Source organism: Pseudomonas sp. NFXW11, assembly GCF_049887815.1.
In the GTDB taxonomy this organism is placed as follows: domain Bacteria; phylum Pseudomonadota; class Gammaproteobacteria; order Pseudomonadales; family Pseudomonadaceae; genus Aquipseudomonas.
Genome location: NZ_JAGEKI010000001.1, coordinates 32,569 through 47,937 on the forward strand (window position 1 = coordinate 32,569; position 15,369 = coordinate 47,937).

The window sequence follows — 15,369 nt, forward strand, 5'->3', positions numbered from 1 at the left end:
AGGAAGGTTATGAATAGCCGAGCAAGGGCAGGGGCCAAGGGCCTGTTACTGGCCTGGAGTGTGCTGGCCAGTGGCGTGGCCGGCGCCGAGGGCATGGAGGAGCGCCTGCGCACCCAGTTGCGCAGCACCACCCAGCAGTTGCAAGCCCTGCAGAGCGAGCAGGCCCAGGCCGCGGCGGCGCGGCTGGCCGCCGAGAACAGCGCCCGGGAGGCCCAGGCGCAGATCAAGCAACTGAGCGCCGAACTGGCCAAGGCCCGGGGCGTGGCCGAGCAATTGGCGGGCCAGCAGCAGAACCTGCAAAGCCAGGCCCAGGCCCAGGCGGCCGCCAACGGCGAGCAACTGGGCAAGTTCAAGAAGGCCTATGACGAGCTGCTGGTGCTGGCCCGGGGCAAGGAGGCCGAGCGCGCCAAGCTGCAGGCGCAATTGAGCGAACGTGACACACAAGTGCAGCAATGCGCGGTGAAGAATCAGCAGATGTACGGCGTCGCCAAGCAGATCCTCGAGGCCTACGAAAAAATCGATGTGGCCGAGGTGATGAAGATCCGCCAGCCCTTCGCCGGCAGTGCCCGGGTCAAGTTCGAGGAATTGGCTCAGGGTTTTGGCGACGCGCTCTACACTAACCAGTTCGACGCGCCGAAGACGGCGCTCGCTCACTGATCAACCAGGAAGATCTACCCATGACTCAAGCGACACTGATCAACAGCGTGACCATCGACAGCCTCACCGACTTGCTGCAAGGCGCCGGGTACCGGGTCAACCAGAGTGAACAGAACGGCATCGTGCAATTGCTCAGCGCTAGCCAGGGCATCGGTTATGCGCTGCGCTTCGGTAATCCGGCCACCGAGCCCGGCCACTATGTGGACTTCACCTACAGCTGCGCGCTGCGGGTGCAGGGCGAATTGCCGGCGGGGCTGGCGGAGTTGTGGAACGCCTCGCGGCGGTTCGCCAGGCTGTCGCTGCAGGGCGAATTCCTGGTGATGGAAATGGATGTGGTGGCCGCCGGGGTCGGTGATATCCACTTGCGCAGCCAGTTGGAACTCTGGGACCGCTTGCTGCAGGAGTTCATCGTCTACCTGCGCGAATACAGCCAGCAGGCAGCCCAGTTGCAGGCCCAGGCCCAGACCGAGGGCGCCGCCAGCGAGCCGCAGGTGCGCGAAGAGGCGTCGAGCCTGTGAAGAAACCAACCCTGGTCTTAGGTGGCGGGGCCCTGGCCCTGCTGGGGCTGGCGTTGGGCTTGAGCCTGCGGCCGGGCAACGACCCGGTCGCTGCCCAGCAGCCGGCGCCGACGGTGTTGCAACAGGGCGCGGCGGCCGGTCCGGCAGTGGCGCGCCTGGGCAATCAGCAGGTGGCGGCCGAGGAACTCAAGGGCCTGTTCGCCAGCCTGCCGCCGGAAGCTCGCGAGCAATTGCGGGGCAATCGTGCGGCGCTGGAAACCTGGATCCGTTCGCGGCTGGCGGAAAAGACCGTGCTCGAGCAGGCCGATGCCCAGGGCTGGCGCCAGCGTCCGGAAGTGGAGCGCCAGACCCGGGTCGCCACCGAGCAGATTGTCTTTCGCGACTATATGCAGTCGGTCAGCCAGGTGCCGGCGGACTACCCCAGCGTCGCGGAACTGCAACAGGCCTATGACAGCGGCAAGTCGGCCTGGGTGACCCCGGCGCTGTACCGGGTCAGCCAGATCTTCCTTGCGGTGGGTGATCCGCAGGCCCTGGAGGCGGTGCGCAAACAGGCCCAGGAACTGAGCCGCAAGGCCCAGGCTGCGCCGGGTGAGTTCGCTGCCCTGGCGGCGCAGTATTCCCAGGACCCGGACAGCGCCCGGCGCGGGGGCGACTCGGGCTTGCAGCCCTTGCAGCAACTGGTGCCAGAAGTGCGCGCCGCGGTGGCTCGGCTAAAGGTCGGCGGGGTGTCGGAGGTGGTGCAGAGCGCGGCGGGTTTCCATGTGCTCAAACTCACCGAACAGCAACCACCGCGCAGCGCCAGCCTCGACGAGCTGCGGGAACGCCTGACCCAGGCCCTGCGGGCCCAGCGTCAGGAGCAGATCGCCAAGGCCTACCTGGAAGGCATGCTCAATACCGCGACCCTGAGCATCGATGGCGCGGCGCTCAACCAGGTACTGGAGGACCAACCCCAGAACTGATGGCGCTCCAACGGCAATCGCCACCCGTAGGAGCTGGCTTGCCAGCGAAGGCGATCTCACGGCCCCCTTTCGCCGGCAAGCCGGCTCCTACCGATGGAGGTGCGTTCGCGGACGCATTCACCGGCAACAAAAGGCGAGCCCACGGGCTCGCCAACAAGGAAGCAATACCCATACGACAGGGAGTCACCAATGTCTTTTCTCGAACCAGCTCCTCTCCAGGGCGTCGTTCCCTACAGCGTGCCCCAGGAACCCCGGGAAGCCTGGCTGGCCCTGGCCGCCGGGATAGACCCGGACGTTGCCCAGTACTTCCTGGTCAGCGCCCGTTGCGGCTGTTTTATGCAGGCCGCGCGCAGCCTGAACATCAAGGCCACCTTGCTGCGCAAGCAACTGGCGCTGCTGGAAGAGCAGCTGCGGCGTTCGCTGTTCTGCTATCAGGGCAATGTCCTGAGCCTGAGCCGCGAGGGCCTGCAATTGCAGGCACAGCTGATTGCCCTGGCCCATCAGCGACGCCTGCCGGTGATCGAGCAGCCGCTGATTCGGGTGGCGGTGGCGGAAACCATCCTCCACGACATCCTCGGCCGTGACCTGATCGCCTTGCTGCGACGCAATGCCAGCGCCCGCCTGGAAATCATCTCCATCGACAGCGACTTGTCGCTGCGGGCCCTGAGCGCCGACCTGGTGCTGTGGCTGGCGGCCGAGGATTCGCCCCTGCCGGGCCCCAGCTTCGCCACCCGCGAGCCTGTGCCCCTGGCGCGCATGGACTACCTGCCGCATATCGCCAAGCGTTACTCGCGGGTGGCGGCGCGCCCCGACAGCCTCGACGACCTCAGCGACTACATGCTGGTGCAGTGGCAGCACGACCGGCAGGTGGAGCCGTTCCGGCCCTGGAACAGCCTGGTGGAACAGCGCCTGGCCGGCGTGGTGCAGGTGCATTCCTACGAGCTGATGCTGGAGATGATCCGCTGCAGCGCCTGCATCGGCCTGCTGCCGCAGTACATCAGCCGCTTTGACCGCGGCCTGACCGCCTTGCCGGGGCTGTTCGCCGAGAGCATGCAGCGCCGTGCCTGGCTGGCGGTGAATGCCCAGGTGCAGCATGAAGGCGAGGTGCAGCAGTTGGTGGAGCTGATTCTGCACACCTTCGCCGAGCGTGAAGACTGGTTTGTCTGAGGGCGATTGATCGGCCTGGCGCGCGCAGCCCCCTCGCCATGGCGGCCTTGATCCTTTTACACTCGATGGCCATTTACCCAGCAAGGACGACTGCACCATGGCCAGCGAGCACCCCAGGATCATCATCGAGCGTTCCACCGAGGCCCATATCGACGGCCTGACCCTGCTGTACAGCGAACCCAGTGTGGCGGCCCAGACCCTGCAACTGCCTTACCAGTCCCGCGAGCTGTGGCGCCAGCGCCTGCTGCAGCGGGCTGACAACGAGCGCCTGGTGTCCCTGGTGGCGCTGCACCAGGGCGCGGTGATCGGCAGTTGCAGCCTGGAGCAGATGGCCCGGGTGCGTCGCGCCCATTGCGCCAGTATCGGCATGGGGGTGTCGCCTGCGTGGCAGCGCCAGGGCATTGGCAGCCGCCTGCTGGCGGCGGTGCTGGAGGTGGCGGACAACTGGATGAACGTGCACCGGGTGGAGCTCACGGTGTATGCCGACAACCTGTCAGCCATTGGCCTGTATCAGAAATTCGGCTTCGAGAGCGAAGGCCGCCTGCGTGACTACGCGGTGCGTGGCGGCCAATTTATCGATGTGCTGAGCATGGCCCGCCTGCGTCGTCCGGCTTGAGTCTTTCCCCTCAACCGCTGCACCCGAGTGGCGCTGGTCAGTCCCCCAGGGCGAAGGCCACCGCTGCCCGGGCATGCAGTTCGGTGCTGTCGAGCAGGGGCAGGGGGCTGTGCTCGGGCTTGAGCAGCAGGCCGATCTCGGTGCAGCCGAGGATCACCGCCTGGGCGCCCTGGGCCTGCAGCGAGTCGATCACCTGCTGATACACCCGGCGCGACGTCTCGCTGATGATGCCCACGCACAATTCCTCATAGATGATCCGGTGCACCTGCTGGCGCTGTTCGGCGTCGGGCACCAGCACCTGCAGGCCATGGCCGGCCAGGCGGCTCTTGAGGAAGTCCTGCTCCATGCTAAAGGCGGTGCCCAGCAGGCCCACCCGCAGGGTGCCGGCGTCCAGCGCGGCCTGGGCGGTGGCGTCGGCGATATGCACGAAGGGCACGTCGATGGCGGCCTGAATCTGCTCCGCCACCTTGTGCATGGTGTTGGTACAGAGCAGCACGCAGTCGGCACCGCCGGCCTGCAAACGGCGGGCGCCATCCACCAGGATCGCCGCGGCATCGTCCCAGCGCCCGGCATGCTGGGCCTGTTCGACAGGGCCGAAGTCGAGGCTGTACATTAGCAACCGCGCCGAGCGCAGCGGCCCCAGGCGGTCGCGCACTTGCTGATTGATCAGGCGATAGTATTCGGCGCTGGATTCCCAGCTCATGCCGCCAAGCAGGCCGATGGTGCGCATGGGCAACTCCTCTGTGGTGCTGTTGAGTGAGCCCCCAGTTTCACGCTGCCACGGGTGGCGATCTATCAGGAAATTTCATATGCCCGGAGTGCTCGAACATCGCCTGCTGGACGGCCGCCTGGTGCTGCAACTGTTGCCGGCCACGGCCTACAGCGCCCGCGATCCGCTGCAGTGGCAAACCCTGGGGGTGACCCTGGAGCGCCAGCGCGGGGTGCATGCCATCGACTCCGATCGTCGTGAGGATTTCGACACCTGGCCCGGCACCCTGGCGCTGACGCCCAAGGGCATCGAGGTATTTTCCGAATCTGCCACGGGCGGCGAGTACCTGCTGGCACGCTGGCAGGGCGAGGCGCCCTTGCTTGCCGGCGCGCGGCGCCTGCAATGCCCCGGGCATGCACTGGCCCTGGCCCTGGGCGGTGAAATGCGCCGCCTGCTGCTGGCGTCGGTGCGCGATGAGCTGGCCCTGGAACAATGCGCCCTGGCCTTTGTCGGCCTGCCGCAGAAGCCGGCCGCTGCTGTAGCCTCATTGCCGCGGTTGGGCCTGGTGTTGCAGCAGATTGCCGAGCAGTACGCAGAGCCGCTGTCCCTGGCGCACCTGGCCGTCACCTATGGCCATAACGAATTGCGCCTGCTGCGGGACTTTCGCCGGGCGCTGGGCATCACGCCACATGCCTGGATCACCGAGGTGCGCGTGCAGGCTGCCCGGCGCCTGCTGGAGCAGGGCGACCTGCCGCTGGCGGCGATTGCCCAGGATTGCGGTTTTGCCCATCAGTCGCACCTGGGCAGCGCCCTGCGCAAATCCCTCGGCATGACCCCCCGCAGCTACCGCCAACGCTTCCTGATCCCGTAGAAGGCGGCCGCTAGCCTTGCGCCAATCTGGCAAGCCGGCACCTACATTTCCAGGTTGATCCAGCCCGGCTTGGCTTCCTCCGGGGCCACGGCGTTGACCTTCTTGCCGGTGGCCTGCTCCACGCGCTGGGCCACCTCCGGGTCGTCGGCGAAGGGGATCAGGCTGGCATCATCCAGGCTCTTGGCGCTCTGGTGACGCAGGCAGTACTCGACGCAGAGGTAGAGAAACGCCACCCCCAGCAGGTTGAACAGAATTTCCATGGGGCATGCGCCTTCCTGAAAGTAGAACGCCGGTCACTGGGACCGGCGTGCAAGGGTGGGGTCAGGCGATTTGCGCATCGCTCAGGGCGAGTTTTTCATCCGCCACGCGCACCGTGCGCCAGGTGTTGTAGGCCATCAGCAGCATGCCGCTGAGGAAGAACACGCCACCGGCAAAGCGCACCACGAACCCCGGATGGCTGGCCAGCAGGGCCTCGACAAAGGAGTAGGTGAGGGTGCCGTCTTCGTTCACCGCGCGCCACATCAGGCCCTGGGTGATGCCGTTGACCCACATCGAGGCGATGTACAGCACAGTGCCGATGGTGGCCAGCCAGAAGTGGGTGTTGATCAGGCCGATGCTGTACATCTGCTCGCGGCCGAAGACCTTGGGCACCATGTGGTAGATGGCGCCGAAGGTGATCATTGCCACCCAGCCCAGGGCCCCGGCGTGTACGTGGCCGATGGTCCAGTCGGTGTAGTGGGACAGGGCGTTGACGGTCTTGATGGCCATCATCGGGCCTTCGAAGGTCGACATGCCGTAGAACGCCAGGGACAGCACCAAAAAGCGCAGGATCGGGTCGGTGCGCAATTTATGCCAGGCCCCGGAGAGGGTCATCATGCCGTTGATCATGCCGCCCCAGCTGGGCGCCAGGAGGATCAGCGACATGGCCATGCCCAGCGACTGTGCCCAGTCCGGCAGGGCGGTGTAGTGCAGGTGGTGCGGGCCGGCCCAGATGTACAGGGTGATCAGCGCCCAGAAGTGCACGATCGACAGGCGATAGGAGTACACCGGGCGCCCCACTTGCTTGGGCACGAAGTAGTACATCATCCCCAGGAAGCCGGTGGTCAGGAAGAAGCCCACGGCGTTGTGCCCGTACCACCACTGCACCATGGCGTCGGTGGCCCCGGAATACACCGGGTAGGACTTGAACCAGTCCACCGGGATCGACAGGTGGTTGACCACATGGAGCATGGCGATCACCAGGATGAAGGCGCCGAAGAACCAGTTGCCGACATAGATATGCTTAGCCTTGCGCCGCACCACGGTGGTGAAGAAGACAATCCCATAGGCCACCCAGACCACCGCCATCCACACCGCGCCGGCGAATTCGATCTCGGCGTATTCCTTGGTGGTGGTGTAGCCCAGGGGCAGGGTGATGAGCATGATCACTATCACCGCCTGCCAGCCCCAGAAGGTGAAGGCCGCCAGGCTGTCGGAGTACAGCCGCACCTGGCAGGTACGCTGTACTGCGTAGTAGCTGGCGGCGAACTGGGCGCTGCCGGCGAAGCCGAAGATCACCAGGCTGGTGTGCAACGGCCGCAGGCGGCCGAAGGTGGTCCAGGGCAGGTCGAGGTTGAGTTCCGGCCAGACCAGCTGCGAGGCGATCCACACCCCCATGGCCATGCCGATCACACCCCATACCACTGTTGCGACGACGAATTGGCGAACCACCTTGTAGTTGTAGGCCTGTCCGATTGTTGCTGAGTTCATGGTCAATGCTTCCACGGTTGCAAAGTCTTGCCAGGCCACCCGGTCTGGCACGGGGAGCACTGTAGGAATCGACGAGGAAACAAAACAGACTCAGAAAAACAGCATAAATACGGATCAGATTCGCCTCATGCCCACGGCGCTATGGTCACCGCTGATATGGTTTTTTAGTTTTGACCTGAATCTGGAACGCTCTGCGCTGCAAGCGCATAGTCGCCCCTCACCGCACGCGCCGTAGAGCACGACCGTTTCTGATGAGGTAGCACATGTACCAATATGACGACTATGACCGGGCCCTGGTGTTCGAGCGGGTGGCGCAGTTTCGCGACCAGGTCGGGCGCTTTATGGGTGGCCAGCTGAGCGAGGAGGAGTTCTTGCCCCTGCGCCTGCAGAACGGCCTGTATATGCAGAAGCACGCTTATATGCTGCGGGTGGCGATTCCCTACGGCACCCTGAGCTCGCGGCAGATGCGCACCCTGGCCAGCATCGCTCGCGACTTCGACCGCGGCTACGGCCACTTCACCACCCGGCAGAACCTGCAGTTCAACTGGATCGAACTGGCCCAGGTGCCGGACATTCTGCAGCGTCTGGCCGAGGTGGAGATGCATGCCATCCAGACCTCCGGCAACTGCGTGCGCAATATCACCACCGAAGCCTTTGCCGGGGTGGCCGCCGACGAGTGCATCGACCCGCGGCCCCTGGCCGAGATCCTGCGCCAGTGGTCCACCATCAACCCGGAATTCCTGTTCCTGCCGCGCAAGTTCAAGATCGCCATCTGCTCGGCCGAGCAGGACCGCGCGGCGATCATGATGCACGACATCGGCCTTTATCTGTACCGCGCCGCCGACGGCCAGATGCTGCTGCGGGTGATGGTGGGCGGCGGCCTGGGGCGTACCCCGATCCTCAGCCAGCAGATCCGCGAGGGCCTGCCCTGGCAGCACCTGCTGTCCTATGTCGAGGCGGTGCTGCGGGTCTACAACCGCCATGGCCGGCGCGACAACAAGTACAAGGCGCGGATCAAGATCCTGGTCAAGGCCTTGGGCATCGAGGCTTTCGCCAAGGAAGTGGAGGAGGAGTGGCAGCACCTCAAGGACGGCCCGGCGCAGCTCACCGAGGACGAATACCAACGGGTCGCCAGTGCCTTCGTGCCGCCGATCTACGAGCGCCAGGGCGATATCGACCTGGAGCACGGCAGCCGCCTGGCCGAGTACCCGGCCTTCGCCCGTTGGGTGGCGCGTAATGTGCAGCCGCACAAGGTGCCGGGCTACACCAGCGTGGTGCTGTCCACCAAACCCGGGCCAGCTTCACCGCCCGGGGATGTCACCGGAGTGCAGATGGAGGCGGTGGCCGACTGGGCCGAGCAGTTCGGTTTTGGCGAGATCCGCATCGCCCACGAGCAGAATATCGTGCTGCCGGATGTGCCCAAGGCGCAGCTGTTCGAGCTCTGGTCCCTGGCCTGCGAGGCGGGGCTGGGCAATGCCAACGCCGGGCTGTTGACCGATATCATCGCCTGCCCGGGCGGCGACTTCTGCGCCCTGGCCAATGCCCGCTCGATCCCTATCGCCCTGGCCATCCAGGAGCGCTTCGACAACCTGGACTTCCTCCACGACCTGGGGGACATCAGCCTGAATATCTCCGGCTGCATGAATGCCTGCGGCCACCACCACATCGGCAATATCGGCATCCTCGGGGTCGACAAGAGCGGCGAGGAGTGGTTCCAGGTGACCCTGGGCGGCGCCCAGGGCAAGGACAGCGCCCTGGGCAAGGTGATAGGCCCGTCTTTCAGCGCCGAGGAAATTCCCCAGGTGATCGAGCGCATCATCGGCACCTTCGTGCGTTACCGCGAAAGCGACGAGGCCTTCGTGCATACCCTGCAGCGCATCGGCCTGGAGCCGTTCAAGGAAAAGGTCTACCCCAAGGTCGCGGAGGTGCTGGCATGAACAACCTGCTGCGTTTGCACGAGGGCGAGGCCCAGTTGGTGGAAGACGATGCCTGGAACCTGGTGCGCGGGGTCGACGACCCCTTGCCAGAGGGGCCGCTGATTCTGCCCCTGGCCCGTTGGCTAATGCGCCGCATCGAGCATTATCCGGCCCGCGACAGCGTATGGATTGGCCCGGACGATGAAGTGGAAAGCCTCAAGCCCTGGCTCAAGCTGGTGCCTCTGGTGGCGGTGGACTTTCCCAGCTTTCGCGATGGCCGGGGCTACAGCCAGGCCTACCTGCTGCGCACCCGCCTGGGCTGGATGGGCGAGTTGCGGGCGATTGGCGATGTGCTGCGCGACCAGTTGAGCCATATGCGCCAGTGCGGCTTCGACAGCTTCGCCATCCGCGAGGACAAGTGCGCCCAGGACGCCCTCAAGGGCCTGGCGGGAATGAGCGTGCTCTATGGCCGCTCGGTGATCGAACCGCGGCCGCTGTTCCGTCGGCGCTAGGCATCCCATACCACCCACCGTAACGTAGGAGCCGGCTTGCCGGCGAACAGGCCCCTGAGTCATGCATCGCTCTGGCGGGCGCCTTCGCTGGCAAGCCAGCTCCTACGGCAGGTTAAGGCGAGCAAAAATAAATTGTGGCGAGGGAGCAAGCTCCCTCGCCACAAGTACAGCGCTGCCATTAATTGATTGGCATTAACCCCTTGTCCCGGCCTTTTGGCTATACCTGTAACTCCTTCAGCCAGTTTCTGGCTGCCTCGCCTAAAGGAGTTACATATGAAGCTAGCACTGACCCTCGGTACGCTGTGCCTGGCCGCATTCGGGATGCTGGGCTGCGCCAGCAAGGTGACCCAGCCGGAGGAATACTCCGGGTTTCTCCAGGATTACAGCCAGCTCAAGGAAGCCAAGTCGCCCTCCGGGGTGCCGGTGATGCGCTGGATCGATCCCAAGCTCAAGCTGGATCGCTACACCAGCGTGTATATCGAACCCACCCAGTTCTATCCGCAGCCGCAACCGACGGTGAAGATCCCCCAGGGCACCCTGACCGGCATCACCCGCTACTACGACGAGGCCCTCAAGCGTGAACTGAGCAAATCCATGCCCTTGGCGCAAGGCCCGGGGCCCGGGGTGATAGTGGTGCGGGCGGCGATTACCGCGGTGAGCAGCAAGACCGAAAGCCTGCAACCCTATGAAATCATCCCGGTGGCCCTGGTGGCCGCGGCGGTGAGCACCGCCACCGGCATTCGCGACCAGCAAACCACCCTGGGCACCGAAGCGGCGTTTCTCGACGGTGGCAATCACCAGGTGGTGGCCGAGGTGGTGCGCAAGGGCAATGGCAAATCCCTGGCCAACGATACCCAGGTGATGCAGCCGGCCGATGTGAAGAACGTCATCGATGGCTGGGCCTCGGACCTGCACCAGTCCTACCTGCTGCTGAAGAAACACTGAGCTGAGTCGCAAGCCCTGCTGGCCCGCAGCCAGTCGCTCAGTATTGGTTGCGGGCCAGTTGGTTGTAGTGCCACAGGATCTTGTCGTAGCCCCGGGTGACGGCCAGGAAGTCGAGGCTCAGGCGTTGCGGCGCGGCGTGTTGCTGCCAATCCTGGTGCAACTGCTCGAGGGCCGTCAGGTACTCCTGGCTGGGCGCTTCGATCAGGTGCCAGAGATACAGCGCTTCTTCTATGTCCTTGCTTGGCTGACCGATGCGCTGGAACTGTTGCCGGGCATCCCAGGCCTGGCGCAGCGCGCGGGTGGCCTCGGCCAGTTGCGCCGGGGTCAGGCTGCCCTGGCGCAGGCCGCTATCCAACTGATCCACGGTGCTGCGTGCCTGGATCATGTAGTTGAGCAGCGCCCATTGCGCATTGCGTCCCAGGCGTTGTTCCAGCTGTTGCAACTGGGCGGCGCGGGGCTGGATATCCAGAGGCAGCAGCAGTTGCCGCACGGCATCCGCGGCTTGCAGGTATTGCGGGGTCAGGCTCTGCAACTGGCTGACCAACTGATCGAGCTGGGCCTCGTTCAGATCGCGACCAAAGCCCATGCGCTGCATGCGCGAGTCGCGGGTCAGGGTACTGAAGCGTCCGAGCACCTCCAGGTAGCGCTCCGTGGCTGCGAGCAGCGGGCTCTGCGGGTCCAGGGCTCGCAGCTTGTCGGTGATCCGGGAGGCGCAAGAGGAGCGGTAGGTGGTCTCCAGATCCAGGCCGCTTGGGGAACTGATGTCGTAGGCCGCGGGCGCCAGCTCCCGTGGCGCGCCCTGGTCCTGGTAGGCCTGGTGCGCTTGGCGCAAGGGCACGTCGGCCTGGTTCAGGCAGTCGATGATCGGCGCCAGGGCATTGGCCTGGGCGGTCAGCGGGCTGTCTTGTTGGTCGAGCCACAGGTCGAGTTGACCCAGGGGTTTGCTGGCGCCGGCCAGGCCGATCAGGGTCAGGCCCAGGGTGATGCCAATCGGCAGTAGCCAGTTGGGGTTCATGGGCGCGGCTCCTGGCGGTACCACTGTTGTTCGGTGGCGGGAATCGTACAGCCGGGGGCCGTGGCCGGTAGCCGCGAACACAGGCGTTCACTCCATGGCTGCAGGCCCTGGTTGGGCTGCAGGGTGTTCTGGTTGCTGATCAGCTTGAACAACCCCAGGCCCACCACCAGCAACAGCGCGCCCAGGCCGAGCAGCAGGCGCCGCAACCACGGGTTGGTCTTCTCCCAGGAAGCCCGGGCCTTGCGCTCGCCGCGGCGGATACCGGCCACCGCCAGCAGCACCGCAATATAGCTGGCGCCGCTGACGGCGCCGCAAAAATAGCCCAGGCCAACCGCCAGCAGTGCGGCTGGCAGCAGGTCCTGGAGTATCAGCACCTGGCGCTGTGGGTCGAGCCCGCGCAACAGGCACGCGCTGAGGGCTTGATCCCGGGCCCAGAAACGGTGTGCCAGGGGTTGCCAGAGCCATTGCAGCAGGGCGCCGGGGCCGGCGAAACACAGGCTCCAGAACAGCGTCACCCCAAGGATTTCCGCCACACCGCTGCCTTGCGGCGCATAGCGGGCGAACGCCCCCACCAGGCACGCCAGGACAATGCCCAGGTAGCTGGGCCAGGCGTCGAAGCTGAACTCCCAGTCGCGCCAGAAGAACGGCGTACCGCCGGGCATGGCCGCCGATACGTCGGGGTGGTTGGCATGCAGTCGCGAGCTGAGCTGGCGGCAGGCCGCCCAGTCGTCGCTACGCAGGCGTCGGGCCAAGGCTCGGCGCTGGTTGAAGCTGATAGGTGCCAGCAGCAGGTGGGCGGCGCGCTGCTCGGGGCTGGCCAGTGGTTCGGCGGCCAGGGCCTGTTGCCGGGCAATGAACTGCGGCGCTTCATGACGGGCCAGCAGGCGCTCCCACTCCAGCTCCGCGCAGGCATTGTGGGGGCCGGGTTGCCAGCCTTGGCCCTGGCACACGGCCTCGAACACCGCGGGCAGCCAGTAGGGGCTGTCGAGGAGCAGGGCCGCCAGTCGCAGGTTGAGCCACTGGCCCTGGTCCAGATTGCCCAGCCAGGCGAGTTCCGAGCGCCGTGCATAGTGCTGGATAAAGGCCGCGCTGTCCTGGCGCTCCAGGGCATCGTGCAGCGGTTGTTCGAAGGCTTGCCGGCATTGCTGCAACAGCTCGTCGGTGAGGTATTCCGGCAATTCCAGGCGTTGCCAGGCGGTGAGCCAGTGGAAGTTGGCGAAGGCCCAGGCCAGCAACTGATGCGATTGCTCGGGGCGCTCCACGCAATGGCGCAGCAGGCCCAATTCGAATTCCAGCGGGCAGTCGAGGCTGATGGCCTGTTGAAAGCGCTGGTCCAGCTCCTCGATGCGGATGCCTTCCAGCAGCGGTGCCACCCGTTGTGCAGGGGTCTGCTGCAGGCGTTCCAGCAGCCCAGGCCAGCCCTCGTCGGCGGCGAGTTCTTGCGGTGCTTGCTCACTGTCTTCGCTGGCCAGCCACTGGGCCTGTTCCAGCGCCTCTTCATAGGCTTCGCGCAGGCGCTGGAAAGCCTCCGGATCTTCATCCGGACGGGTCTGTTTCAGCAGCTTGGCGTAGTGGCGCTTGATGGCGCGGGTGTCGTCGGTGGCCGGCAGGCCGAGCAGGGTCCAGCAACTCATCGGGTGGTTCGACTCCATGCAAACCCGTGGCGGATTCCGGTGAGCACCGGACAGGCTGCGCACCCTACCTGTTTCAGCGCAAAAAGTCCCTTGCCAGGGTGCCGCCGATTGCCGTTTGAGTGGCTGGGCAGGGTTTGAGCCTGGCGGATCTCGAGAAGGTTGGCAGAGGGCTGATGTTAAGGTTGCTTGTAATTATTTCAATACAAAATACATGGTTAAGTTAATCTCATTTCTAGATTTATAAAATCGTTATAAAACATATAGATATATTGATTATATGATGTTGTTTATTTGATTTTGTCTGTGGGGATTAGCGCTTTTTCGGTCTCGGGCAGGCTATTCCAGCCTGCGTGGTCGGCCTGCCGGCTGGCCCTTTTTCGCCTCTCGGCAGGTTGGTCGCTGCACCTTTGCGGCGGTTGCCGGTCAATGCCTGAAGGCGCCTATTCTTCGGGCGTTGGCGGCGTGCTCTGGCGAGCCCTTGGCTCAAGCGACGCCGCGGTCTCTACCTGTCGATTGTCGAGGAGCATGCCGTGAGCAAGAAGATTCTGGTGGTGCTGACCAGCGTGGCCAAATACCCGACCCTGAACCGCGCCACCGGCCTGTGGCTGGGGGAGGCGGTGCACTTTGTGAAGAAGGTCGAGGCGGCGGGATATGCGGTGGACTATGTCAGCCCCAAGGGCGGCTATACCCCCATCGATCCCCATAGCCTGGCCATGGCCGACGAGACCGATTGGCAGTGGTACCAGGACAGCACCTTTATGGCGCGCCTGGGCGCCACCCTGAAGCCCTCACAGGTCAAGGCCGAGGATTATCTGGCGATCTACTACGCCGGTGGTCATGGCGTGGTCTGGGATTTTCCCGATAACGCCGAGCTGCAGGCCCTGAGCCGGCAGATCTACGAGCAGGGCGGTTATGTCAGTTCGGTGTGCCATGGCGCGGTGGGGCTGCTGAATATCCACCTCAGCGATGGCTCGCTGCTGGTGGCCGGCAAGCGGGTCACAGGTTTTTCCAATGAAGAGGAAAAACTCGCCGAACTGGATCAGTACGTGCCGTACCTGACGGAAACCGAGCTGGTCAAACGCGGGGCCCTGTATGAAAAGGCCACAGCGCCCTGGGCGCCGTTCGCCGTGGAGGATCGGCGGCTGATCACCGGGCAGAACCCGGCGTCCGGCGGGCCAGTGGCGGAGTTGCTGCTGGCGCATCTGTAGGCGCCGGCTTGCCGGTGAAGGGGACCTTGAGCCTTGTGCAGTGGCGGATGACGCTTTCGCGGGCAAGCGGAACGCCGCCCGGCCCGCGCCTACGGAAGGGGGCGCAAACGCCGCTTGTTGGACAATTTATCCGCCCAGGCATAGGTGGGCGCAGCGTTTCATGCTTAACTTCGGCCTCTCAAGAATTGCTTATCGCTGTTTCCAATCACCGTTCTAGAAGGACTCCGTTCATGGCTCAAGTCACTCTCAAAGGCAACCCGGTCCAGGTCAACGGCCAACTGCCGCAAGTCGGTTCCAAGGCTCCGGCATTCTCCCTGGTGGGCGCTGGCCTGGCCGACGTTACCCTGAGCAGCCTCGCCGGCAAGCGCAAGGTGCTGAACATTTTCCCAAGCGTCGATACCCCGACCTGCGCCACGTCGGTGCGCAAGTTCAATGCCCAGGCCAATGAGCTGGCCAACACCGTGGTGCTGTGCATCTCTGCCGACCTGCCATTCGCCCAGGCGCGTTTCTGCGGCGCCGAAGGCCTGGAAAACGTACAGAACCTGTCGACCCTGCGTGGCCGCGAATTCATCGAGAACTACGGCGTGGCCATCGCCGACGGCCCCCTGGCAGGCCTGACCGCCCGAGCCGTGGTGGTACTGGACGAAAACGACAAAGTGCTGCACAGCGAGCTGGTCAAGGAAATCGCCGAGGAGCCGAACTACGACGCGGCGCTGGCCGTACTCAAGTAACAGCTTTTACAATTGTTCACGGCCTGGCTCTGTCCAGGCCGTTTTTATTTGTGCTTCAGTAATTTAGCGCCACTGTCCGAAACGTCAGGCTAAAGTAAATTGCCGGTAAAGGCGCTTTGCTAAAACCGCTCTAGTGCTTATCTTTCAGCCTTCTCAAAAGAA

General features: G+C 64.6%; 16 protein-coding genes. 11 read left to right on the forward strand and 5 right to left on the reverse strand.

The window, feature by feature from the left end:
* The first annotated feature begins 9 nt into the window (after positions 1–9).
* The 5 genes from J4P02_RS00170 (at position 10) to J4P02_RS00190 (ending at position 3,917) form a co-directional block, all read left to right on the forward strand.
* Positions 10–657, forward strand: a complete 648-nt coding sequence (locus tag J4P02_RS00170; RefSeq protein WP_426186294.1) for a DNA repair protein — start codon at positions 10–12, stop codon at positions 655–657.
* A gap of 20 nt (positions 658–677) precedes the next feature.
* Entirely contained in the window at positions 678–1,175 is a 498-nt protein-coding gene (locus J4P02_RS00175; protein WP_426186297.1) for a YbjN domain-containing protein, read from the forward strand.
* Positions 1,172–2,134, forward strand: a complete 963-nt coding sequence (locus J4P02_RS00180) for a peptidylprolyl isomerase (RefSeq protein WP_426186300.1) — start codon at positions 1,172–1,174, stop codon at positions 2,132–2,134. Before J4P02_RS00175 ends, J4P02_RS00180 begins: the two co-directional genes overlap by 4 nt.
* 189 nt (positions 2,135–2,323) lie before the next feature.
* On the forward strand, positions 2,324–3,301 hold the full coding sequence (locus J4P02_RS00185) for a LysR family transcriptional regulator (RefSeq protein ID WP_426186303.1): 978 nt from the start codon (positions 2,324–2,326) through the stop codon (positions 3,299–3,301).
* A 97-nt stretch (positions 3,302–3,398) separates the two neighbouring features.
* A complete protein-coding gene (locus J4P02_RS00190) occupies positions 3,399–3,917 on the forward strand; it encodes a GNAT family N-acetyltransferase (RefSeq protein WP_426186306.1) in 519 nt (172 codons plus the stop codon).
* A 37-nt stretch (positions 3,918–3,954) separates the two neighbouring features.
* Here J4P02_RS00190 and J4P02_RS00195 read toward each other — a convergent pair whose 3' ends face one another.
* Positions 3,955–4,647, reverse strand: a complete 693-nt coding sequence (locus J4P02_RS00195) for an aspartate/glutamate racemase family protein (protein ID WP_426186309.1) — start codon at positions 4,645–4,647, stop codon at positions 3,955–3,957.
* A gap of 79 nt (positions 4,648–4,726) precedes the next feature.
* Between J4P02_RS00195 and J4P02_RS00200 the strand changes: the two genes are divergently transcribed.
* Positions 4,727–5,497: a helix-turn-helix domain-containing protein gene (locus tag J4P02_RS00200; protein WP_426186312.1), complete on the forward strand. Its 771-nt coding sequence runs from the start codon at positions 4,727–4,729 to the stop codon at positions 5,495–5,497.
* A gap of 41 nt (positions 5,498–5,538) precedes the next feature.
* Here the strand turns inward: J4P02_RS00200 and J4P02_RS00205 are convergent, their stop codons facing one another.
* Positions 5,539–5,757, reverse strand: coding sequence for a cbb3-type cytochrome c oxidase subunit 3 (locus tag J4P02_RS00205; protein WP_426186315.1), 219 nt, complete (start codon positions 5,755–5,757; stop codon positions 5,539–5,541).
* Positions 5,758–5,818: 61 nt separating this feature from the next.
* The gene (ccoN, locus tag J4P02_RS00210; RefSeq protein WP_426186318.1) at positions 5,819–7,246 is read right to left on the reverse strand and encodes a cytochrome-c oxidase, cbb3-type subunit I; all 1,428 of its coding nucleotides are present in this window, start codon (positions 7,244–7,246) and stop codon (positions 5,819–5,821) included.
* A gap of 263 nt (positions 7,247–7,509) precedes the next feature.
* On the opposite strand from ccoN, the gene J4P02_RS00215 reads away from it, so the two are divergent.
* The 3 genes from J4P02_RS00215 to J4P02_RS00225 all read left to right on the forward strand — a co-directional run bounded on the left by J4P02_RS00215 (position 7,510) and on the right by J4P02_RS00225 (position 10,619).
* Positions 7,510–9,183 carry a nitrite/sulfite reductase gene (locus J4P02_RS00215; protein WP_426186321.1) on the forward strand — a complete coding sequence of 558 codons (1,674 nt, stop codon included), beginning with the start codon at positions 7,510–7,512 and terminating at the stop codon, positions 9,181–9,183.
* Positions 9,180–9,674, forward strand: coding sequence for a DUF934 domain-containing protein (locus J4P02_RS00220; protein WP_426186324.1), 495 nt, complete (start codon positions 9,180–9,182; stop codon positions 9,672–9,674). Before J4P02_RS00215 ends, J4P02_RS00220 begins: the two co-directional genes overlap by 4 nt.
* A 273-nt stretch (positions 9,675–9,947) precedes the next feature.
* Positions 9,948–10,619: a DUF3313 domain-containing protein gene (locus tag J4P02_RS00225; protein ID WP_426186327.1), complete on the forward strand. Its 672-nt coding sequence runs from the start codon at positions 9,948–9,950 to the stop codon at positions 10,617–10,619.
* A 37-nt stretch (positions 10,620–10,656) separates the two neighbouring features.
* On the opposite strand, the gene J4P02_RS00230 is transcribed toward J4P02_RS00225, so the two are convergent.
* Together J4P02_RS00230 and J4P02_RS00235 are read right to left on the reverse strand one after the other, a co-directional pair.
* Positions 10,657–11,634: a DUF3829 domain-containing protein gene (locus J4P02_RS00230; RefSeq protein WP_426186330.1), complete on the reverse strand. Its 978-nt coding sequence runs from the start codon at positions 11,632–11,634 to the stop codon at positions 10,657–10,659.
* Positions 11,631–13,268 (reverse strand): molecular chaperone DnaJ, encoded by a 1,638-nt coding sequence (locus J4P02_RS00235; protein WP_426186333.1) that lies wholly within the window; start codon positions 13,266–13,268, stop codon positions 11,631–11,633. The genes J4P02_RS00230 and J4P02_RS00235 overlap by 4 nt, the downstream gene beginning before the upstream one ends.
* A 530-nt stretch (positions 13,269–13,798) precedes the next feature.
* Here J4P02_RS00235 and J4P02_RS00240 point away from each other — a divergent pair.
* Positions 13,799–14,476 carry a type 1 glutamine amidotransferase domain-containing protein gene (locus J4P02_RS00240; RefSeq protein ID WP_426186336.1) on the forward strand — a complete coding sequence of 226 codons (678 nt, stop codon included), beginning with the start codon at positions 13,799–13,801 and terminating at the stop codon, positions 14,474–14,476.
* Between the two features lie 230 nt (positions 14,477–14,706).
* A complete protein-coding gene (gene tpx / locus J4P02_RS00245; protein WP_426186339.1) occupies positions 14,707–15,207 on the forward strand; it encodes a thiol peroxidase in 501 nt (166 codons plus the stop codon).
* Positions 15,208–15,369: the final 162 nt, after the last annotated feature.